The organism is Lysobacter sp. Root494, assembly GCF_001427225.1.
Lineage (GTDB): Bacteria > Pseudomonadota > Gammaproteobacteria > Xanthomonadales > Xanthomonadaceae > Agrilutibacter.
The window spans coordinates 863,234-885,478 of record NZ_LMFH01000005.1 but is presented as its reverse complement, the minus strand read 5'-3'; the positions used below and the strand labels follow the sequence as shown (position 1 = coordinate 885,478).

Here is a 22,245-nt window from a genome sequence, read left to right as displayed (position 1 = left end):
CTTGAGCCCAGCCTATGCTGGGCTCTTTCTTGTGTGCCGCAGTCTCTCTGTTCACCGAGCCACTGCGCAGAAAAAGCAAAACTCCTGAGCGAATCGAGGAACGTGGCATGAATCGGAACGGCTTGGATCTGATGGCAGTCGGGCGTGGGGCAGGGCTGCTGGGCCTGTGCGCATTGATGTTCGCCGGTGCCCAGGCGGCGCCGGCACGTGGCAATCAATCTCTGCCTTCGACAGTCAACACCTTCATCGGCACCAAGGATGAAGGCAACACATTCCCCGGCGCTTCGGCGCCGTTCGGCATGATCCAGGTCAGTCCGATCGGTTCGCATTACGCCGGATGGCGGCATGGCGACGAAAAGATCCGCGGCTTCGGGCGCAACTTCCTGTCCGGCGCGGGTTGCTGGGAGCAGGGCGGCCAGGTGTCGGTATTGCCGGTGACGGGCACGATCGGGCCCGGCGGCAAGTTCGACATCAATGATGGCAAGAATTTCGAACACGAAAAGTACGGCTCTCGGTACACCCACGACGGCGGGGCAGGCGAGGCCGGCTATTACAAGGTCAAGCTGACCGACTACGACATCGATGTGGAAGCCACCGCGTTGACCCGCGCCGCTGCCGAGCGTTACACGTTCAATGCCGATGCCAAAACCGGCAGCGTGCTGGTCAACGTGGCGCAGGCCAATAGCAAGCACCGTGTGATCGGCAGCCAGGTGCGCGTGGTCGGCGACCGTGCGGTGGAAGGCAAGGTCCTCACGCTCAGTTTCTGCGGCGGCCATCAGTACGCCACGTGGTTCCGCATCGAGTTCGATCGCCCGTTCAAGACGTTCGGTGTCTGGAACCAGGTCGGCGGCCACGAAGGCGCGCGCTTCAGCATGGAAAGCGAGTACGAGCCGCACAACGGCGCATGGCTCAGCTTCGATCTGGAAAAGGGCCGCAGCGTGACCGCGATCAGTTCGATCTCGCATGTCGACCAGGAAGGCGCGCGCGCCAACCTGCGCGCGGAAGGCATGAACGGCGGCAAGCTGATCGGCTTCGATGCCATGCGCAAGAGTGCACAACAGGCATGGCAGGACGAGTTGTCGAAGGTGAAAATCACCGGCGGCAGCAAGGACGACCGAACCGTGTTCTACACCGCGCTGTACCACGCGCTGCTGCAGCCGCTGACCGGAAACGATGCGGACGGCCGCTACCGTGGTTACGACGACAGGATCCACACTGCGGATGGCTGGACCTATTACGAATTCTGGTCGTTGTGGGACACCTACCGTTCGCAGAACCAGCTGCTGGCGCTGCTCCAACCGCAACACGCGCGCGATATCGCGCGCAGCATCCTGAAGATAGACGAGGAGGGTGGCTGGCTGCCGAAGTGGGGTTATGCCAACTTCGATACCAACACCATGTCAGGCGACCCGGTGTCGCCGTTCCTTGCCGACCTGTGGCGCTACGGCGCGCTGAAGGGCCGCGAAACCGAAGCTTGGAAGGCGCTGCGCAAGAACGCATGGGGTGTGCCGCCGCTGGCGTCGCGCCATGAAGGCCGCGCGGGTAACGCCAATTACCTGGAAAAGGGATTCGTGTTCTACGACCGCACGTTCCCGGCCAAGGGCATGGACGTGGATCCGCAGAACGGCAGCTCCGCGACGTTCGAATACGCGCTGGCCGATTGCTCGATCGCCCCATTGGCGGAAGCCGTCGGTGCAACGGACGACGCGGCCGCGCTGCGCAAACGCAGCGGCAACTGGCGCACGCTATGGGATGCCGCGTTGAAGGAGAAGGAATCGGATTTCGCCGGCTTCCCGCGTCCGCGCATGGAAGACGGCGAGTGGTACGTCTCACCGGAAGGCGCCTACAACCCGCGTTCGCACTATGGCTTCCATGAAGGCACTGCGTGGCAGTACCAGTGGCTGGTGCCACAGGATCTGCCGGACCTTGAAAAGGCGATGGGCGGACGCGAGAACGCGCTGCGCCGTCTCGACGAGTTTTTTGCCTACGACCAACTGCTGGCCGATCCGCAAGGCGCGGCGCGCAAGGTCTGGGTCAGCGGTGCGTATTCGTACTACGGCCAACACCGCTACAACCCGAACAACGAACCGACCATGCACGTGCCGACGCTGTACAGCCTGTTCGGCCAGCCGTGGAAGACGGCAGCCGTGCTCAACGCGGTGCAGACGCTCTTCACCAATGCGCCCAATGGCGTGACCGGCAACGACGACCTGGGCACGATGTCGGCGTTCTATCTGTTCGGCGCGATGGGGTTCTCGCCGCTGATGCCGGGTAGCGGACAGATCCTGCTGCATCCAGCGCGTTTCGATCGCGTCGAGATCGCACTCGAAGGTGGCAAAAAGCTCGTCGTCGAATCCGAAGGCGCTACGGCCGGGCAGCCGCGCTTCATCACCGCCGCCAGCTTCAACGGCAAGCCGCAGAGCGCAGTGTGGCTGGACGTGGACACGCTCAAGCTAGGCGGCACGCTGAAGTACACGCTGTCCGCCAAGCCCGACGTCACGGGTTGGGGCACCCGCGCCGGAGACGTGCCGCCGGCCATGTGTCCTGTGTCGTCGCAGTGATGCCCGTATGAAGCTGGCTGGCCACGGTTGCGCGCCGGCCAGCTTCATTCAACCTCGTAGACGTTCGATCGGCAGCCGTTGTCAGCTGCACGACACATGACAGGACGTGGTCCAGTTCGCCCGGCGATATCCAGTCGCGGTGCGGACTGATCAATCGGGCCCAGGCCATGCGTCAGCCATTCCATGGACCGTAGAGGAACGGGTGCTGTGCGGCATAAGGATTTGGGCAGCGGTGACCCTTCAAAGCACGAAGGACGAGGCCGTTACGGGCGGGCGCATATGGCTCCATTACTTCGCATAATGCCTATTATGTAAAGCACTAGACCTCCGGCCCGTCGCGACCAGCCTTCCCAGCCATCTTCCCCAGCCTCAAGGCATTCGTCACCACCGAAACCGAACTCAGGCTCATCGCCAATGCGGCAACCATCGGGCTCAACAGCAAGCCGAACGCCGGATACAGCACGCCGGCTGCGATTGGCACACCCAGCGCGTTATAGAGGAACGCGAATCCCAGGTTCTGTTTCATGTTGGCGACGGTGCTCGACGAAATCCCGCGGGCCTGGACGATCCGCCGCAGGTCGCCCTTGACCAGGGTCACCTGGGCGCTGGACATCGCCACGTCCGTGCCGGTACCCATGGCGATGCCGACGTCGGCCGCGGCCAAGGCCGGTGCGTCGTTGATGCCGTCGCCGGCCATCGCGACGATGCGGCCTTCGGACTTCAGGCGCTGCACGAGCGCCACCTTGTCGGCGGGCTTCACTTCGCCATGCACTTCGTCGATACCGAGTTTGCTGGCCACGGCTTCGGCGGTCGCCTGGGCGTCGCCTGACGCCATCACGATGCGCATGCCGATCGATCGCAATGCATCGAGGGCCTGGGGCGTGGTCGGCTTGATCGGATCGGCCACCGCAACCGCGCCCGCGAGAACTCCATCGATCGCCAGATACATCACGCTGGCGCCCTGGTTGCGGAGAGTCTCGATACCTGGCTCGATGGCAGCGGAATTCGTCCCGATATCCCGCATCAGCGTCTGGCTGCCGAGCGTCAGCATCTTTCCAGCGACACGTCCTCGCACACCACGACCGGTCAGCGAATCGAAGTCTTCGGCATTGCCAAGCGGAAGGCTGCGGCGTCTCGCTTCCGCGACAATCGCTTCTGCGAGTGGATGTTCGCTGCCCTGCTCCAGACTCGCCGCGAGTCGCAGAACCTCGTCTGCAGAAAAACCATTCGCTGCGATCACTTCGCGAAACGCCGGATGTCCTTCAGTCAACGTGCCGGTCTTGTCGACGATCAATGTGTCGACGCGCCGCAGGTTCTCGATGGCTTCCGCGTCGCGGAACAGCACGCCAGCGTGCGCGGCGCGGCCGGTCGCGACCATGATCGACATCGGTGTCGCCAGGCCAAGCGCACATGGACAGGCAATGATCAGCACCGACACGGCGTTGAGCACCGCGTAAGTCCATGACGGCTCCGGACCGAACAGGCCCCACGCGCAGAAAGTCACGACTGCTGCCGCAAGAACCGCGAGTACAAACCAGAAGGCGACCTTGTCCGCCATCCGCTGCATCGGTGCGCGCGAACGCTGCGCCTGGGCCACGAGTTGCACGATCTGCGAGAGGACGGTCGCGGAGCCGACCTGCTCGGCGCGGATCACCAGGCTGCCGGTACCGTTGATGGTCGCGCCAATGACCTTGGCGCCCTGCTCTTTTTCAACCGGCATCGGTTCGCCGGTGAGCATGGATTCGTCGATGCTCGAACGGCCTTCCAGCACGACGCCGTCGACCGGAACCTTTTCGCCCGGACGCACGCGCAGGCGATCGCCGACGTGCACGTGTTCGAGTGGAACATCTTCTTCCACATTGGTGTCGCTTATGCGCCGCGCGGTCTTCGGTGCCAGTCCGAGCAAGGCCTTGATCGCCGCGGAGGTCTTCGATCGTGCGCGAAGTTCCAGCAGCTGGCCCAGCAAGGTGAGCGAAACGATCACCGCGGCGGCTTCGAAGTAAACGGCGACACGCCCATGTTCCAGGAATGACGCCGGAAAAACATCCGGCACAACAGTGGCGATCACGCTGTAGCCGAAGGCGGCGCCTACGCCGATGCCGATCAGCGTCCACATGTTCGGGCTGCGGTTGCGGACCGACTGCACACAGCGCTCGAAGAATGGCCAGCCAGCCCAGAGCACGACGGGCACACTCAACAGGAGCTCGATCCAGGTGCGCATTTCCGCCGACAAAAACGTGATTCGGTGCCCCAGCATCGCCAGCACCAGCACGATGATCGTGAGCGGGAGTGTCCACCAGAAACGATGCGAGAAGTCGCGCAGTTCGGGGTTTTCTTCGTCATCCAGCGTCGGCATTTCAGGTTCGAGCGCCATGCCGCAGATGGGACAGGTGCCCGGCCCTTCCTGCCGGATTTCCGGATGCATGGGACATGTATAGATCGTGCCGGCGGGCACTGCGGGCACGGAAATGGCAGCAGGTTCGAGATAGCGTTTCGGATCCGCGATGAACTTCTCGCGGCACCGTGCGGAACAGAAGTGGTAGTCGTGGTCCGCGTGCGCTGCATGATGTGGCGTCTTCGCGGGATCCACTTTCATTCCGCATACGGGATCGGTCGCTTCAGCCGTTGCAGTGTCATGCGCGGGAGCGCCACAGCAGTGCGAACCCGCTGCGTCGGGGCGCGGGGATTCGGCGTATTTTTCTGGTTCCACGATGAACTTCTCGCGGCAACCCGCCGAACAGAAATGGAATTCCTTTCCGCCCTGTGTCGCATGGTGCGGTGTGCTGGCCGGATCGACCGCCATGCCGCAGACCGGATCGATCGCGTTTTGCGACGAGCCAACATGGTTGTGGGCGCAACACGCATGGGCGTCTTCGGTGCTGTCATGGTGGGAGTGCGAATGCATGCTCATTGGTCGTCCTCGGCGAGTGCATTGAGAATCGGGCACTGCTCCAGGGCCCCATGCCCTGGACAGGACGCTGCCAACGTTTCCAGTGCCGCACGAATGCGCTCGAGTTCGGCCATCTTCGCCTTGATGTCGGCGATCTTTTCGATGGCTACGGCCTTGAGCGTCGCCATGTCGTCGTCGCGATGGTCGGAAAGCTCCAGCAGTTCACGGATTTCGACCAACGTGAAGCCAAGCGACTTGGCCCGCTTTACGAAACGCAGCCGCTTCACGTCGCTTTCGTCGTAAACGCGATAGCCCGACGAGAGACGCTGGGCCTTGGGCAGCAAGCCTTCGCGTTCGTAATAGCGCACCGTATCGATGTTCACGCCGGACCGCCGTGCGAGTTGACCGATCTTCATGACGCGTCTTCCTGGAGGTGGGACGTCGCGGGCACTTTGCGGTCTGGACCATAGTCCAGAGTCAAGCCATCTATCTGCCCTGCCCCGTCCGCATCCGTTAGCGGCCGTGCTCCGCAAAAGCCACCGTGTTTCCGTCGCGCTTCACCAACTCGACGGTGTACGGCTTCACGCTGCCGTCAGGCACTTCCATGCCCGGCGATCCGAGCGGCATGCCTGGAAGAACGAGTCCCCTGGCGTCGGGTTTTTCGGTCAGCAGGCGCTTGATGTCCTCGACCGGCACATGTCCTTCGACGATGTAGCCTCCGACTTCCGCGGTGTGGCAGGAGCCTTTGCCGTATGGAACGCCGAGGCGTTCCTTGACGGCGTTGAGATCGTCTTCGTCGCGCACTGCAACCTCGAAACCCGCCTTGCGCAGATGCTCGACCCATAGCTCGCAACAACCGCAGGACGGGTTCTTGTGCACGAGTATCGAAGCGAGCGTGGGTTGAGCCACAGGTGAGATTGAAGCCGCGGATGTTGCCGTTGCGGGAACAGTTTCACTCGCAGCAGGCTTCATCGCAGACGCTTGATTATCCGCATTCTGCTCGCGGGCGCATGCCGTCGAGATCAGAGTAGATGCCGCGATCAGCATAATGACGGTGTGCTTCATGATTACTCCTCGATAAGTCAGGTTCAGCCCGCTCAGAACCACACGCGAACGCCCGCAACCACACGGGTATCGCCCTCTTCGCCCTGGTAATCCGCGGTGTGGCCGAATGCCTTCTCGCGCACCACGCCGATGTAGGGTGCGAACTGGCGCGTGATTTCGTAACGCAGGCGCAGTCCCGCTTCGATCGTGCTCAAACCCGAACCGATGCCGCGTCGTTCATCGTCCCGGCCATGGAAATTGGCTTCGACCAATGGCTGCAGGACGAGGCGATTCGTCAGCAACGTTTCGTATTCGACTTCGATGCGCGCAGCCGTCTGGCCGGATTCACCGATGTAAGCGGTCGCTTCCAATTCGAACTTGTACGGAGCCAGGCCGATCACACCGATGGCGGCGAAGTCCTGGGATCCGCCCGGCTGGAAGTCGTGGCGCACGCCGGCTACGACATCCCACCATCGCGCGATCGGACGGCCATAAAGCACTTCGATGTCGGCCGCTTCCGTATGGCCGCCGATGCGCTCGCCTTCGCTACGCAGCCAGATCTTGTCGAGGTCGGTACCGATCCACGCCTGCCCTTCCCAACCCAGTCCATTGCCTTCGTCCGAGTCGAAAGCTTCCAATCGGTTGAACAGGACAAAGCTGTGCATCGCATTGTCGTGGACGGGGTGGTCGTCGGGCGGTGCTATTGCCGCGGCGCGATCGGCATCGGTGAGTACCGGGATTGGCGTGATCGGCCGGTCAGGAGAATGCGCTGTTGCATGCCCCATCGCGGCGTGATCGACGGTTTTCTCCGGTGCTGCGGGCACGGTGTGTCCCATCGCCGCGTGATCGATGGCCTTCGATTCGGACTCGTCGTGTTGATGCTGCGAATGCTCAACGGGTTTTTGATGCTGGCTGTGACCCTGCTTCGCCGGCATATGGTGTTGCGAGTGGTCCTGCGCATTCGCGCTGAAGGCCAGCATCAGGCTAGCGGCAAGAGGAGCAAGCGAGAGTGTCTTCATTCTTCGACCCTCACCGTACGCATCATTCCCGCTTCCATGTGGAACAGAAGGTGGCAGTGGTAGGCCCAACTGCCCAGGGCATCCGCGCGCACGCGATAACTGCGCTTGCTGCCAGGCGGCATGTCGATCGTGTGCTTGCGAACCTGGAAGTTGCCCTGCTCGTCTTCGAGATCGCTCCACATGCCGTGCAGGTGGATCGGATGCGTCATCATCGTGTCGTTGACCAGCACGATGCGCAGGCGCTCGCCATAGTTGAAGCGCAGCGGTTCGACCTGCGAAAACTTCTGGCCGTTGAAGCCCCAGGCGAAGCGCTCCATGTGTCCGGTGAGATGCAGCTCGATGTCGCGGTCCGGTTCGCGTCCATCCGGATCGTCGAACGTGCTCCTGAGCATCGAGTAGCTGAGTACCTTGCGGCCGTTGTCACGCAGGCCGATACCGGGATCATCCAGCTTCGGCACGGGCGACATGGTCTGCATGTCGACGAGCGCATTTCCTTGTTCCGAAGCCGGATGCTGCTGCATCCCGCCGGATTCCTGGTCCATGCCCGCCATGTCGTGTCCCGCGTGCGGATCGGCGGCTGGTTTCGCCGCGTGGTCCATGCCGGGCATGCCCATGTTCGCGCCGCATCCGCCTTCCATGCCCTTCATGCCGGACATGTCGTGATCCATGCCCGCATGACCCATGCCGCCGTGCCCCATGTCGGCCATCGTCAGGATCGGGCGCGGGTCGACGTTGGGAACTGGCGCACGCAAGCCTTCGCGCACCGCGAGCGTGCCGCTCACGTAACCAGTGCGGCCCATGTCCTGCGCGAAGATGGTGAAAGCATCCTGGCCGCCTGGCTCGACGATCACGTCGAAGGTTTCGGCCGTGGCAATCCTGAATTCGTCGATGGTTACCGGATGCACGTACTGACCATCGGCTGCGACCACGGTCATCTTCAATCCGGGAATCCGCACGTCGAAGTGCGTCATCGACGAACCGTTGATGAAACGCAGCCGGATCTTCTCGCCGGAACGGAACAGTCCCGTCCAGTTGCCGAGCGAAGTCGTGCCGTTCATCAGGTAGGTGTAGGTGTTCGCGTTGACGTCCGACAGATCGGTCGGCGACATGCGCATCTCGCCCCACATCCTCCGGTCTTCGACTGTCGCAGCCAGACCGCGCTGCTTCATGTCACGAAAGAAGTCGCCAACGGTGCGCTGGTAGTAGTTGTCGTACATCGACATCTTCTTCAGGCGCGAGAACAACGCGGCCGGATCGAGATCGGTCCAGTCGGTGAGCATCACCACGTAGTCGCGGTCGTAGGCGAAAGGCGCCGGATCGATCGGGTCGATGATCAGCGGCCCGTAGAGCCCGACCTGCTCCTGGTAGGCTGAGTGGCTGTGGTACCAGTAGGTGCCGCCCTGTTTCACCGTGAACCGGTAGTGGTAGGTCTCACCGCGATGGATGCCGGCGAAGCTCAGTCCGGGCACACCGTCCATGTTCGCGGGCAGCAGGATGCCGTGCCAGTGGATCGAGGTTTCGTGGCCGTGGACCGAGCCTTCGGGCAACGCATTGGATACGCGCAGATTGACGGTCGTTCCTTCGCGCCAGCGCAGCAACGGTGCCGGAAGGGAACCGTTGACGGTGATCGCCGTGCGTGTGCGGCCGGTGAAATTCGCCGGGGTTTCACCGATGACGAGGTCGAATTCGGTACCGGCAAGCACGTTGGCGTTGCCGGGTGAGCGCAACGTCCAGCCTGGTTTTGGCCATAGACCGAATCCTGCAGCGGCGCCGCCGGCGGCCAGCCCCTGGATGAAGCGCCTGCGCGATTGGAAGCTGCCGGTCGCTCGACCGGACGAGTTGGATGACATGGGAACTCCGATAAGCATGGGACGTCGCAGCCCATCGCTTCGGCAGGAGCCGAGCAACGCGCATGCGAAGGAGCGCCGGAGGCGCCAGGAGACACTTAGCCGATCGGAGGTCGGATCAGGTGCGGAAGATCGGGAGCTGGATGGCCCGCGGTACGTGCTTCGGATTGGCCCTTGCTGCCATACGCATGCATGGCCAGGACCGGAGATGGGGCGGTCGCATGCATGCCATGCGTACAGACGCACAGGCAGGTGCCGCCTTCGCAGCAGTCGGACGAATGCCCGTGATGTTTCTCTGGAACGGAATGGGATGCGTGGTCGTGCGCCGTCGATGCGGTTGCATCCGAAGGCATGCCGTCGTGGTGGCAGGCCGACATGTCGTGCTGGTGATCCGCCGGTGCCTCGGCGTGATGCATCGCTTCGCCCTGCTTCGGATGCCCCAGCGACATCTGCGCGGCCGCCATCGCCGACGTCGTTCCATTGAGAACGAACGCCAGGATGAGCATCACGCGCAGAAGCAGTGGTCCGAACGACATGTGTTTACTTTACCGCGGCCAGCGAATGGGACGACATGGCTTCGGGTGAGTTGGTTCGAGGGAGCCTTGCCGTTGGCCTGCTCTCGTCAATCCGAATTTCGAATCGCCTGATGCTTGCCGGCACCCTGCCGGAACCCCATTTTTTGCATAGGAACGAGCTGAAACTAAACTCTGTAACTTATTGAAAAGTATTGTCTTATCAGATGAGACTGCATTGTTAGTATTATTACTAACATGCAGTACCCCAGCTCCACCTCATCCGCTTCGAACGGCCCGTCATGGGCACGGTCCGTACTCGCCAATGCCGTGGCGGAAGTGTCCGCCGCACCTTCGCTCGATGGGCTGATTTCCCAGCGCCGCGTATGGCGTGGGCAGTCGGCTGTCACTACGCCTGCAATCGAACAACCGACCGGATGGCCTGCTCTGGACGCCGTTCTTCCCACGCGCGGTTGGCCGGATGCCGCGCTGACCGAACTGCTGCTTCCGGATGGCATCGGCGAACTGCAGCTGCTGTGGCCCGCCCTCGCCCGCCTCAGCCAGCCGAAAGATGGTGTCATCGCCCTGATCGCTCCGCCGTATCACCCCTACCCACCCGCCTGGCATGCGGCGGGCGTGCGCCTCGGAGCGCTGCAGGTAATCCGGACGAAGACGCCCCGCGATGCTTTGTGGGCGGCCGAACAATGCCTTCGTTCCGGCGCATGCAATGCCGTGGTGTGCTGGCCGCAGCAGGCGGATGACCGTGCGTTGCGACGCCTGCAGGTCGCGGCGGAAACCGGACAGGCATTGGGTTTCGCGTTCCGCCCGTTGAAGGCCGCGGTGAATCCATCGCCCGCGGCGCTGCGCATCGCGCTCGATGCAAGGCCGCGGCAATTGCGCGTGTTGAAGTGCCGTGGCGGGATGCCACCGGCGCGGCCGATTCCCTTTTCGCAGCTAGGGCATCCGGAGACTTCTTCGACTTCGATCCTGCGTCCGGCAGGAGATGCCGCGCGCCAGCCGTCCAGCCAATTCCTTGCCGCACTCGGAAGCAGTCCCTCCACGCTGCGTCTATTTCCCGGTCTCGCCGCGCATGCCGAATCCATGCGCGACACGAAGGCCGATATCGAAGCCGGACCGTGACCATGCGCTGGGCGTGCCTGCTTCTGCCGCAACTGGCGATCGATGGCGTTCTCCGCCGCCAGGCCGATCCGAAGGCGCCGCTGGCGTTGATCAGCGGCCCCGCGCAACGGTGCGTGCTGCACGCCATCAATCCGGCGGCACGTGCATTGGGACTGCGCCCCGGCATGCCGCTCGCTGCCGCGCAGGCGTTAGGCGGCGGCTTCGCGATGGTCGAGCACGATCCACGCGATGCCGAACGCTGGCGGCAGTTCCTCGCGGCGTGGGCCTATCGTTTCAGTTCGATGGTGAGCACCGATCTTCCGCATTCGATCGTGCTCGAAGTCGGCCATAGCCAGCAGTTGTTCGGCCCGTGGCCGCGGCTGGAAGCGCAGATGCGCGAGGAGCTGAAGCTGCTCGGTTTCCGCCACCATCTCGTCGCCGCGTCGAATCCTTATGCCGCGCGCGTACTGGCCAACGTGCACGACGGCCTGGCTGTGGGCGACAACACCCTGCTCAATGCGCTGGGACAGTTGCCGGTGGAACGCGCGGGCCTGTCGCCCGACGTGGCGCGTTCGCTGTCGCGCATGGGGCTGCGGAAATTGCGTCAGGTATTCGCACTGCCGCGCGACGCAATCAACCGGCGTTTCCCACGCGACGTGCTGCAACACCTGGATCGCCTGCGGGGCGAAGAGGCGCCGCTGGGCTGGTACCAGCCGCCGGATGTGTTCGAAGGCCGCATCGAATTCGACCACGAAGTCGAATCCAGTCAGGCGTTGCTGTTCCCGCTACGACGGCTTACTGCGGATCTTGCCGCGTTCCTTGCCGGCCGCGATGGCGGCGTGCAGCGTTTCACCCTGGTGCTTGAGCACGAATACGTAGCGCATAGTGAAGTCGAAGTCGGCCTGCTATCCGCCGAACGCGCACCGGCCATGTTGTTCGAACTCGCACGCGGGCGGATCGAACAGGCGCAGGTGCCCGCACCTGTACGCGGCATGCAGTTGATCGCGCGCGAATTGCCGCCTTTCGTGCCCGCCGAACGCGATCTTTTCGATCCGCGACCGCAACAAGCCGTGCCGTGGACACAACTGCGTGAGCGTCTGCGCGCCCGCCTCGGGGATGCTGCGGTGGAGAGCGTCGGCTGGATGCCGGAGCATCGTCCCGAACGCGTGGTGACCGGCGAACAACCCCTTCCACGAACAGCCACCATCCCTGCCCTCCTCCGCCCCGGCTGGCTGCTGCCGCAACCGATGCCGCTGCGCGATCGCGTGCAACGCGTGCTCGCGGGACCGGAGCGGATCGAATCGGGTTGGTGGGACGACGAAGACATCCGTCGCGATTACTACCTGGTCGAAACTGCATCGGGCCAGCGTGCCTGGGCCTTCCGCGTCGCCGGCGAACAGGCGGGACCTTTCATGCTGCATGGGTGGTTCGCATGAACCGGTTGCCCGCCTACGCCGAGCTGCATTGCCTGTCCAATTTCAGCTTCCAGCGCGGGGCTTCCAAAGCCGACGAGCTATTCGAACGCGGGAAGCAGCAGGGCTACACCGCGCTCGCCATCACCGACGAATGCAGTCTGGCCGGCATCGTCCGCGCGCTTGAAGCTTCCGAAAAAATGGATCTCAAGCTGATCGTTGGCAGCGAGTTCCAGATCAGCGATGGGCCGAAGGTCGTGCTGCTGGCCGAGAACCTTTCTGGCTATCAGCGCCTGTGCCAGCTGATCACCCTTGCGCGGCGGCGTGCGGGAAAAGGCTCGTATCTTTCGCTGAAAGCGGATTTCGAAGTCTTGGCCGATGCGGCCGTTGGTTCCACGAACGCGAGCCTGGGCCATCCGACTGTCATTCCCGCGAACGCGGGAATCTCGTCTGTTATTGACGTGGAGCAAGGGCGGGATTCCCGCATTGCTGGGAATGATGAAACCTTCGCTCTACGCACACTCAACTACGGGCTGCTTGCCCTGTGGATTCCAGGCACCAAGCCCGATCCGGAAGAAGCGGAATGGCTCAAGGCAATGTTCCCACAACGCACCTGGCTAGCCGTCGAACTGCATCGCGGGCCCGATGACGCGGGACGCCTGCATACGCTGCAGGAAATCGCCCGCAAGTTCGACATCCCCGCAGTCGCCAGCGGCGACGTCCATATGCACGTTCGCGCCCGTCGTGCCTTGCAGGACACCATGACCGCGATCCGCCTGCGCACCACGCTGGCGAATGCGGGACATGCATTGTTTCCCAACGGAGAACGCCACCTGCGTACGCGACAGGCGCTAGCGGCCATCTATCCATCCGAACTATTGGCGGAGTCGGTGCGGATCGCGCAACGATGCATCTTCAACATGCGCCGGGACATCCGTTACCAGTACCCGCGCGAACTGGTCCCAGCCGGACATACCCCGCGCAGTTGGTTGCGCAGGCTCACGATGCGAGGCATCCGCGAACGATGGGAGAAAAAGCAACCAGGAATCAAGGATCAGAAGGAAGTCCTTGCCCTTATCCGCAAGGAGCTGCGAATCATTGCCAGGAAGGAGTACGAATCCTTTTTCCTTACGGTGCACGACATCGTGCAATTCGCCCGCAAGGAGAAGATTCTCTGCCAGGGCCGGGGATCCGCGGCCAACTCCGTCGTCTGCTATGCACTTGGCATCACTGAGCTGGAGCCTGGTGGCAAGGCGAAGATGCTGTTTGAGCGTTTCGTATCGGAGGAGCGCAACGAGCCTCCTGACATCGACGTTGATTTCGAGCACGAGCGCCGCGAAGAAGTCCTGCAATACGTCTTCAAACGCTACGGCCGCGACCGTGCTGCATTGACGGCCGTCGCCATCCGCTATCGCGGACGAAGCGCGATACGTGACGTGGCGAAGGCATTGGGGCTGCCATCCGATCAGATCGAAGAACTGGCCAAGACCATGGACCGTTGGGGCGAGGAAATGCCGCCTGTGGAGTTCCTGCGCCAACACGGCTTCGATCCGGAAACCCCGGTGATGCAACGAGTGACGAACCTCACCGATCAGCTGCTTGGCTTCCAGCGGCACCTGTCGCAGCACCCTGGCGGTTTCGTCATTTCCGAATATCCCTTGTCGACCATCGTGCCCGTGGAGAACGCGGCAATGGACGGCCGCACGGTGATCCAGTGGGACAAGGACGATCTCGACACCCTGGGGTTACTCAAGGTCGATTGCCTCGCCCTGGGCATGCTGACCTGCCTTCGCAAGACTTTCGACCTGCTGCGCGAAAGCGGGCGCGGCGATCTCGATCTGGACCGCATCCCCCGGGAAGATGCAGACACTTACGAAATGATCCAGGCCGCGGATACGGTCGGTGTCTTCCAGATCGAATCGCGCGCGCAGATGGCGATGCTGCCGCGATTGAAGCCGAAGGAGTTCTACGACCTCGTCATCCAGGTGGCCATCGTCCGCCCCGGCCCTATCCAGGGCGACATGGTGCATCCGTATCTCCGGCGCCGTAACGGCGAGGAAGATGTTTCCTACCCTTCGGAAAAGCTTCGGCACATTTTCGAACGTACGTTGGGTGTTCCTCTCTTCCAGGAACAGGTAATGCAGCTGGCGGTCGATGCAGCGGGCTACACGCCTGGCGAAGCCGACCAGCTACGGCGTTCCATGGCGGCATGGAAGCGTTATGGAGACATGCATGGGCATCGCGATCGCATCATCAACGGCATGCTGGAAAACCATTACGAACTCGATTTCGCCGAGCGCATCTTCGAACAGATCAAGGGCTTCGGCAGTTACGGGTTCCCCGAATCGCATGCTGCCAGCTTCGCCCTGCTCGCCTACTTCAGCAGCTGGCTCAAAAAGCATGAGCCAGCGGCCTTCGCGGCCGCGTTGATCAATTCGCAACCGATGGGTTTCTACTCACCCAGCCAGATCGTGCAGGATGCGCGACGTCATGGTGTTGAAGTACGGCCTGTCGACGTGCGTTACAGCGGCTGGAACTGCGCGCTGGAATCTTCGAGTGGAGAAAGCGCTCAATCGTCATCCTCGCGGAAGCGGGGATCGATGGACCTTGCTTCTCGTCCTCCACAACCCGCCCTCCGCCTCGGCCTGCGCATGGTCAACGGCTTCCGCGAGGATGCCGCTCTGCGCATTGAAGCCGCTCGCATGCAGCATCCTTTCCGCGACGTCACCGATCTGTGCCAGCGCGCCGATCTGGACCAGCGCCTGCGCGGAGTACTGGCCGACGCCGCGGCGTTGCGTGGCCTGGCGGGGCATCGTCACAAGGCGCGCTGGGCTGCTGCAGGCGTGGAAGTGCAACGCCCCCTCTTCGATCCGCTCGGTGCAACTTCAGAAGTGCCGGTTTTCCTGCCGCTTCCGACTTCAGCCGAAGACGTCCATGCCGATTACGCGATGACCGGACTTACACTTGGACGTCATCCCTTGAGCTTCCTGCGCGCGAAGCTGCGTGCGCGACGATTCAAGCGCTCTTCGGAACTGCGCGATATGAAGCACGGCACGCGTGTCGCCTTCGCGGGCCTGGTCACCATGCGTCAACGGCCACAGACCGCGAGTGGCGTTACTTTCATCACGCTGGAAGACGAGGACGGCCTGGTCAACGCCGTCATCTGGCAGCACGTGGCCGCACGCCAGCGGCGCGAGTTCCTCGAATCGAAACTGATGGCCATCGAAGGCCGCATGGAGCACGCCGACGGCGTCCAGCACCTGATCGCCACGCGACTGGAAAACCTGACGCCGCTGCTTTCGGGGCTGACCACGATTTCGCGCGATTTCCACTGACCCCTTCGTTTTGTAGAGCGGAGCTTGCTCCGCTGCTCTTCTGGCTTTGTAGCGCCGCACCTGTGCGGTGCGGATCGTCAAGAATCTCAAGACACCGCAAGTGCATCGCGGTGCCAAGAGCAGCGGAGCAAACTCCGCTCTACAGTGCAGAAGCGTGATAGCACTTCCACGCGCAAGTACATGCGCACAAAAAGAAACAGGGCCCGGTTTCCCGAGCCCTGTTTCCTGAAGAGTGGCGTCCCCACGGGGATTCGAACCCCGGTCGCTACCGTGAAAGGGTAATGTCCTAGGCCTCTAGACGATGGGGACGCTGTAAAACTTTGCCTTCATCGAGATGTTCTTCGCTGAAAGCCGGCCTGTTTTGAAACTACCAGTGGTGGAGCCAGGCGGGATCGAACCGCCGACCTCCTGCATGCCATGCAGGCGCTCTCCCAGCTGAGCTATGGCCCCACGGGCTGGAAAGACCGCAAGTTTAGGGGGCGGGTTCAGGACCGTCAAGCCACCTTTTCGACTTTTTTCACACTCGCCGCTTCACGCAGTCGCAGCGTGGCGACGCCGTGGCCGCTCTCCGCGAGGTAGTGCATCCACTTCCCGAGGAACGTGTTCATGCGCAGGCGATGGCCGATCACTTCCGCAGGCGGCGGATACATGCCGATCACGTCCTGCCAGCGGCGGCCCACGTAGCAATGCGTGGCTTCCACCTGCCGGGCATCGTGGTACACGCGCAGATACGCCGACGGATCGGGTTCGCCCGTCACCGGATCGAGCATGTTGTAGGTCAACCGTAATTCGGTCGTGTAACGATGCTGCTCGAGCACGTCCAGCTGAAGCGGCAAACCGTCGCCGATGTCGGATTCATACGATCCCGGCTTCAGGTCAGCCGGTTCGAACAGGCGCTGCAGGAGAGAGTGATTTTCCGCGTACAGCGCCATCAGCCAGCCGAATTTTCCGAGCCGGAGACGGCTCAGTGCATCGGCATGTCTGGAGCGGGTAATGAGTTGCTGCATAGGTCCGATGCTACACGCGCAAACCGCATTGCGGCAGCGTTGACGCGCGTGTTCAACGCGCCTAATGTCACAGTTCTCCCCGCGCGGAATGAAGCTTTCAGCTTCCCGCTTTTTCTGAACGTTCCGTTCAGAACATCTCGCGGTGAATCCCAAGCGTCGAGAGCACCTTGCTCGCGATTTCCTCGATCGATGTATGCGTGGTGCTGAGGGTCGGAATGCCCTCGCCCCGGAACATCATTTCCGCCGCCGCCACTTCGCGCCTGCAGGTTTCGAACTGCGCATAGCGCGAATTCGGCCGCCGTTCCTGGCGTATCTGCTGCAGGCGAACCGGATCGATGGTCAGTCCGAACAGCTTGTTGCGCCATTGCCGGAGACGCGGCGGCAGGCGGTCGTGCTCGAGGTCTTCCTCGGTCAACGGGTAATTGGCCGCGCGGATGCCGTAATGCAACGCGAGATACACGCACGTCGGGGTCTTGCCGGCCCGCGACACCGCCACCAGGATGACATCCGCGCCGGCGTAATCGGTCGCCGCACCATCATCGTGTGTCAACGCGAAGTTCATCGCATTGATGCGGCGGTGATAGGTCTCGAAGTCGACCATGCCATGCGCGCGACCGATGCGGCGCTCGCGCGATTCGCCGAGTTCGCGCTCCAGCGGTTCGATGAAGGGAGCGAAGATGTCGAGCATGAGCGCTCCGCTTTCCGCCAGTGCCGCACTTACCGTCCCGTCGACACAGGAATTGATCACTACTGGACGCACTCCGTACCGTTCGCCAGCGGCACGGATTTTCGCGGCGATCTCGTGCCCGCGTTCGATGCTGTCGATGAAGGAATAACGCTCGGTGACGAACTGGGTCAGGGTGAATTGCGTCAGCACGCTGTGCCCGATGGTTTCGGCCGTGATACCGGTCCCATCCGACACGTAGAAGACCGGTCTCACTCCAGGCATCACACACCTCGTCAAGGGCTCGTCATGGTCGAAACAGCTTCCGGCCGCGTTTGTCTGCGCCGGAAGCAGCGGCGATAATAGCGGTTTAGCCCTCCAGGCCGTTTCGGCCCCAAATCCTCCCACGGAGCTTCGTCTTGAACGAGAACATCCTCTGGCTGCACGCGCTTCGCCTGTCCGACCTGGCCCGCGTGGGCGGCAAGAACTCCTCGCTCGGCGAGATGATCGGCAACCTCGCGAATCTCGGCGTCTCGGTTCCCGGCGGCTTCGCAACGACGGCCGAAGCATTCAAGGCGTTCATTGCGCACAACAACCTGCACCAGCGCATCTACGACAAGCTGGCGTCGTTCGATGTAGAGGACGTGCAGGCTCTCGCCGTCGCGGGCAAGGAAATCCGTGGCTGGGTGACCGAAGCTCCGCTGCAACCCGATCTCGATGCGGACATCCGCAAGGCCTACAGGCAGCTCTGCAATGAAAACGGCGGCGGCGAAGTCGCCGTCGCAGTGCGTTCCTCGGCCACCGCGGAAGATCTTCCCGACGCCAGCTTCGCCGGCCAGCAGGAAACCTTCCTCAACGTGACGGGTGCCGACGACGTCGTACGCAAGGTCAAGGAAGTCTTCGCGTCGCTCTACAACGACCGCGCGATCGCCTACCGCGTGCACCATGGCTTCAGGCACGAAGACGTGTTCCTTTCGGCGGGCGTGCAGTTGATGGTGCGCTCGAACGTAGGTGCTTCCGGCGTGCTGTTTACGCTGGACACCGAATCCGGTTTCCGCGAAGTCGTTTTCATCACATCGAGCTTCGGTCTCGGTGAAATGGTCGTGCAGGGCGCGGTCAATCCCGACGAGTTCTACGTCTACAAGCCCACGTTGCAGCAGGGCAAGCCGGCGATCCTGCGCCGTTCGATCGGCGCCAAGCAGCAGCGCATGGTGTATTCGGACAAGCCGGGCGAACGCGTGCGCATCGAAGAAACGCCGGCCGATCTGCGCAACACCTTCTCGATCAATGATGAAGACGTGCACGAACTCGCCAAGCAGGCGCTCGTGATCGAAAAGCACTACGGTCGCCCGATGGACATCGAGTGGGCGAAAGACGGTGTGAGCGGCAAGCTCTTCATCGTCCAGGCTCGTCCTGAAACGGTGAAATCGCGCGCGCATGCGACGCAGATCGAACGCTACGCATTGACCAAGCGCGGTGAAGTGATTGCCGAAGGTCGCGCCATCGGCAACAAGATCGGCAGCGGTGTCGCGCGCGTCGTGCGTTCGCTCGATGACATGAATCGCGTGCAGCCGGGCGACGTCCTCGTCGCCGACATGACCGATCCCGATTGGGAGCCGGTGATGAAGCGTTCCGCCGCCATCGTGACCAACCGTGGGGGTCGCACCTGCCACGCCGCGATCATCGCGCGTGAACTTGGCGTACCCGCAGTCGTGGGGACGGGCAACGCACTCGATACCGTCCAGGATGGACAGGAAGTCACCATTTCCTGCGCCGAAGGCGACACCGGGTACATCTATGCCGGCGCCCTGCCCTTCGAGCGCAACGTCGCCGATCTCGACAAGATGCCGCCCGCTCCGCTCAAGGTGATGATGAACGTCGCCAACCCCGAGCGCGCGTTCGACTTCGCGATGCTGCCCAATGCCGGCATCGGCCTTGCGCGTCTGGAAATGATCATCGCCAGCCACATCGGCATCCATCCAAAAGCGCTGCTCGAATACGACACGCAGGATGCCGAGACGAAGAAGAAGATCGACGCGAAGATCGCCGGTTACGGCAGTCCGGTCGACTTCTACGTGGACCGCCTTGCCGAAGGTATCGCCACGATTACCGCGTCAGTCGCGCCGAATCCGGTGATCGTGCGCCTGTCCGACTTCAAGTCGAACGAGTACGCCAATCTCCTCGGCGGTTCGCGTTACGAGCCGCATGAAGAAAACCCGATGATCGGCTTCCGCGGTGCGAGTCGTTACGTCGATCCGAGCTTCAAGGACGCATTCGCACTGGAATGCCGCGCGGTGAAGAAGGTGCGCGAGACCATGGGACTGACCAACTGCTGGGTCATGATCCCGTTCGTGCGCACGCTCGGTGAAGGTCGCAAGGTGGTCGAGGTGTTGGAGGCCAATGGGCTCAAGCGGGGCAAGGACGATCTCAAGATCATCATGATGTGCGAGGTGCCGTCGAATGCGCTCTTGGCCGACGAATTCCTAGACATCTTCGACGGCTTCTCGATCGGTTCGAACGACCTTACCCAGCTCACGCTCGGACTCGATCGCGACTCGGCGATCGTGGCCGGGCTGTTCGACGAGCGCGATCCGGCTGTGAAAAAGCTGCTGTCAATGGCCATCCAGGCGGCGCGCGCCAAGGGCAAGTACGTCGGTATCTGCGGCCAAGGTCCGAGCGACCATCCTGATCTCGCCGAATGGCTGATGCAGGAAGGGATCGAATCGGTTTCGCTAAATCCCGATACCGTCGTCGATACCTGGCTGCGCCTGGCGAAGGTCAAGGCGGGCTGACGCGGATGCTGATCGAAGCGAAGGTCGGGGAGTCGCTGGACAGACTGAAAAGTTTCGACCTCCTCGGCCTAGCGCAGGCGTGGGGGCTGAAGCTGCTCGGCTCCATCGTCATCCTGCTGCTGGGGATGTGGCTGTCGCGCCGTCTTTCGAAAACCCTCGATCGCGCATTCGAGCGCGCACACATGGAAGCCACGTTGCGTGGCTTCCTTCGCAATATCGCCTATGCGGCGATGCTGGTGATCGTGATCGTGGCTGCGCTGCAGTCGCTGGGCGTGCCGACGACGTCGGTGATGGCGGTGCTTGGCGCGGCTGGCCTCGCCATCGGTCTGGCCCTGAAGGATTCGCTATCCAACATCGCGTCGGGCGTGATGCTGATCGTGCAGCGTCCCTTCCATGTCGGCGATTTCGTGCAGGCCGCGGGCCTCGAAGGCACGGTCGACCAGATCCGTGTGTTCCAGACGAAGCTGCGGACGACCGACAATCGTGTGGTTGTCGTTCCGAACAGCCTGATCACGACCGCGCCCATCATCAATTTCACTGCCAACCCACAGCGTCGCATCGACCTGGCCGTGGGAGTGGGCTACGAGGATGACCTGAAGGCCGCGCGTGCAGTCCTGCTCGAAGTCGCTGGCGCCAATCCGCTGGTGCTGGCGGCTCCGCCGCCGGAAGCGCTCGTGACCACGCTGGCAGAAAGCAGCGTGAATCTCGAATTGCGCGCCTGGGTGAATACGCCGGATTACGGGAACGCGCGGAGTGAACTGGTCGCAGCGGTTCGCGATGGACTCGTGGAACGCGGACTCAATATCCCCTATCCGCAACGCGACCTGCACGTTTATCACCGCGATGCCGATGGCCGGCCGTTGGCGGAGATATTGGCGCGCTCGGTGGTGGATGACGGCGACATGCCGAAGCCGCCCGGCAGTTCCAGCAGCGGCCGAAAATAACCGCAGTTACGTCGACAGTCCGCCGAGCTTTCCCATCGCCGTGCGGTAATGCCGCAGTTCGTCGATGGAATCGCGGATATCGCTGAGAGCCGTGTGCTTGGATTCCTTGCGCACGCCGTTGAGGATGTCCGGCGCCCAGCGGCGTGCCAGTTCCTTGATCGTGCTGACGTCGAGATTGCGGTAATGGAAATATTTTTCCAGCCGCGGCATGCAGCGATACAGGAACCGGCGGTCCTGGCAGATCGAGTTGCCGCAGATCGGCGAGCAATTCGCCGGCACCCATTGCGCTAGGAAATCGAGCGTGCGCTGCTCGGCTTCCTGCATTGCCACACCCTGTTCCAGCACGCGCTGCCATAGACCGGATTTGCCGTGCTGATTGCGATTCCATTCGTCCATCGCCTGCAGTCGCTCGACCGGATGCGCGATCGCCAGCTCCGGTCCCTCGGCGAGGATTTCGAGTTGCGCGTCGGTCACGACGGTGGCGATCTCGAGGATGGAATCGTTCACGGTATCGAGCCCCGTCATTTCGAGGTCGATCCAGATCAGTCTCTGTTCCTTATGCGGATGGGCTGCCATGCGCTCGCACTAATCGTCAGGACGCCGCATCATATCCCAGCCTGCACAGATCGCCGACACCGCCATGCTCGATCCGACTTCCATCGGTCATTACGCCATCCTCACATCGATGCTCGCCCCGGCCTTGCTGATGGCGGCAACGGGGTCGCTGCTCATTTCAGCCAATAACCGATTGGCACGCGTCGTCGATCGGCTGCGCTCACTCGTCCTGGCCTGGGAAGAAGAGGCCCCCGATCGAGCGGAGCGCGATCTGCAGATCCTCAATCATCGTCGCCGCGCGCAACTGGTGCTGCGCGCTTGCCAGTTGTTGTATGGCGGGCTAGGCGCTTTCGTTGGCACAAGCCTGGCCTTGGCCGTCGATGCTTTCCTGGGCTTCCGACTTGGCGTGTTGCCGACCGTCCTTGCCGTATTCGGCGTGTCCCTGCTGCTGCTCGCCAGCCTGGCGCTGGGGATGGAAGTCAGTCTGTCGGTGCGCAGCTTCGCCATCGAGCTCGATCAGGAACTTGCGCGCAAGCGCAGCTGA

General features: G+C 62.5%; 15 protein-coding genes, 2 tRNA genes and 1 pseudogene. 7 read left to right on the top strand and 11 right to left on the bottom strand.

Annotated elements, in window-relative coordinates:
* Positions 1–176: 176 nt before the first annotated feature.
* Positions 177–2,561: a GH92 family glycosyl hydrolase gene (locus ASD14_RS07430; RefSeq protein ID WP_056132259.1), complete on the top strand. Its 2,385-nt coding sequence runs from the start codon at positions 177–179 to the stop codon at positions 2,559–2,561.
* A 319-nt stretch (positions 2,562–2,880) separates the two neighbouring features.
* Here ASD14_RS07430 and ASD14_RS07425 read toward each other — a convergent pair whose 3' ends face one another.
* The 6 genes from ASD14_RS07425 to ASD14_RS07400 all read right to left on the bottom strand — a co-directional run bounded on the left by ASD14_RS07425 (position 2,881) and on the right by ASD14_RS07400 (position 9,897).
* Positions 2,881–5,466: a heavy metal translocating P-type ATPase gene (locus ASD14_RS07425; protein ID WP_082538793.1), complete on the bottom strand. Its 2,586-nt coding sequence runs from the start codon at positions 5,464–5,466 to the stop codon at positions 2,881–2,883.
* 2 nt (positions 5,467–5,468) lie between these two features.
* On the bottom strand, positions 5,469–5,867 hold the full coding sequence (locus ASD14_RS07420; RefSeq protein WP_056131132.1) for a heavy metal-responsive transcriptional regulator: 399 nt from the start codon (positions 5,865–5,867) through the stop codon (positions 5,469–5,471).
* Between the two features lie 97 nt (positions 5,868–5,964).
* A complete protein-coding gene (locus ASD14_RS07415) occupies positions 5,965–6,516 on the bottom strand; it encodes a DUF411 domain-containing protein (protein WP_200947033.1) in 552 nt (183 codons plus the stop codon).
* A 32-nt stretch (positions 6,517–6,548) separates the two neighbouring features.
* The gene (locus ASD14_RS07410; protein ID WP_082538792.1) at positions 6,549–7,514 is read right to left on the bottom strand and encodes a copper resistance protein B; all 966 of its coding nucleotides are present in this window, start codon (positions 7,512–7,514) and stop codon (positions 6,549–6,551) included.
* Complete coding sequence (locus ASD14_RS07405) at positions 7,511–9,364, bottom strand: copper resistance system multicopper oxidase (protein ID WP_056131129.1); 1,854 nt, start codon at positions 9,362–9,364, stop codon at positions 7,511–7,513. Before ASD14_RS07405 ends, ASD14_RS07410 begins: the two co-directional genes overlap by 4 nt.
* A 95-nt stretch (positions 9,365–9,459) precedes the next feature.
* Entirely contained in the window at positions 9,460–9,897 is a 438-nt protein-coding gene (locus ASD14_RS07400; protein WP_056131124.1) for a CopL family metal-binding regulatory protein, read from the bottom strand.
* Positions 9,898–10,212: 315 nt separating this feature from the next.
* Here ASD14_RS07400 and imuA point away from each other — a divergent pair.
* The 3 genes and pseudogenes from imuA to ASD14_RS07385 all read left to right on the top strand — a co-directional run.
* Positions 10,213–10,836, top strand: a pseudogene (imuA, locus tag ASD14_RS07395) (translesion DNA synthesis-associated protein ImuA); the annotation flags it as partial.
* Positions 10,837–11,015: 179 nt separating this feature from the next.
* Positions 11,016–12,428, top strand: a complete 1,413-nt coding sequence (locus ASD14_RS07390) for a DNA polymerase Y family protein (RefSeq protein WP_056131121.1) — start codon at positions 11,016–11,018, stop codon at positions 12,426–12,428.
* Positions 12,425–15,739: an error-prone DNA polymerase gene (locus ASD14_RS07385; protein ID WP_056131118.1), complete on the top strand. Its 3,315-nt coding sequence runs from the start codon at positions 12,425–12,427 to the stop codon at positions 15,737–15,739. Before ASD14_RS07390 ends, ASD14_RS07385 begins: the two co-directional genes overlap by 4 nt.
* Positions 15,740–15,972: 233 nt before the next feature.
* Here ASD14_RS07385 and ASD14_RS07380 read toward each other — a convergent pair.
* The 4 genes from ASD14_RS07380 to ASD14_RS07365 form a co-directional block, all read right to left on the bottom strand.
* Positions 15,973–16,048: transfer RNA gene (locus ASD14_RS07380), tRNA-Glu, on the bottom strand.
* A 65-nt stretch (positions 16,049–16,113) separates the two neighbouring features.
* Positions 16,114–16,189 (bottom strand) — tRNA-Ala (locus tag ASD14_RS07375).
* A 44-nt stretch (positions 16,190–16,233) separates the two neighbouring features.
* Complete coding sequence (locus tag ASD14_RS07370) at positions 16,234–16,746, bottom strand: DUF1249 domain-containing protein (protein ID WP_056131115.1); 513 nt, start codon at positions 16,744–16,746, stop codon at positions 16,234–16,236.
* A 127-nt stretch (positions 16,747–16,873) separates the two neighbouring features.
* On the bottom strand, positions 16,874–17,695 hold the full coding sequence (locus ASD14_RS07365) for a pyruvate, water dikinase regulatory protein (RefSeq protein ID WP_056131114.1): 822 nt from the start codon (positions 17,693–17,695) through the stop codon (positions 16,874–16,876).
* A 134-nt stretch (positions 17,696–17,829) separates the two neighbouring features.
* Here ASD14_RS07365 and ppsA point away from each other — a divergent pair, with 134 nt between their 5' ends.
* On the top strand, positions 17,830–20,202 hold the full coding sequence (gene ppsA, locus ASD14_RS07360) for a phosphoenolpyruvate synthase (protein ID WP_056131110.1): 2,373 nt from the start codon (positions 17,830–17,832) through the stop codon (positions 20,200–20,202).
* Positions 20,203–20,207: 5 nt separating this feature from the next.
* Entirely contained in the window at positions 20,208–21,146 is a 939-nt protein-coding gene (locus ASD14_RS07355) for a mechanosensitive ion channel family protein (RefSeq protein ID WP_056131107.1), read from the top strand.
* Between the two features lie 6 nt (positions 21,147–21,152).
* On the opposite strand, the gene orn is transcribed toward ASD14_RS07355, so the two are convergent.
* Positions 21,153–21,722 (bottom strand): oligoribonuclease, encoded by a 570-nt coding sequence (gene orn, locus ASD14_RS07350; protein WP_056131104.1) that lies wholly within the window; start codon positions 21,720–21,722, stop codon positions 21,153–21,155.
* 64 nt (positions 21,723–21,786) lie between these two features.
* On the opposite strand from orn, the gene ASD14_RS07345 reads away from it, so the two are divergent.
* Positions 21,787–22,245: a DUF2721 domain-containing protein gene (locus ASD14_RS07345; protein WP_056131102.1), complete on the top strand. Its 459-nt coding sequence runs from the start codon at positions 21,787–21,789 to the stop codon at positions 22,243–22,245.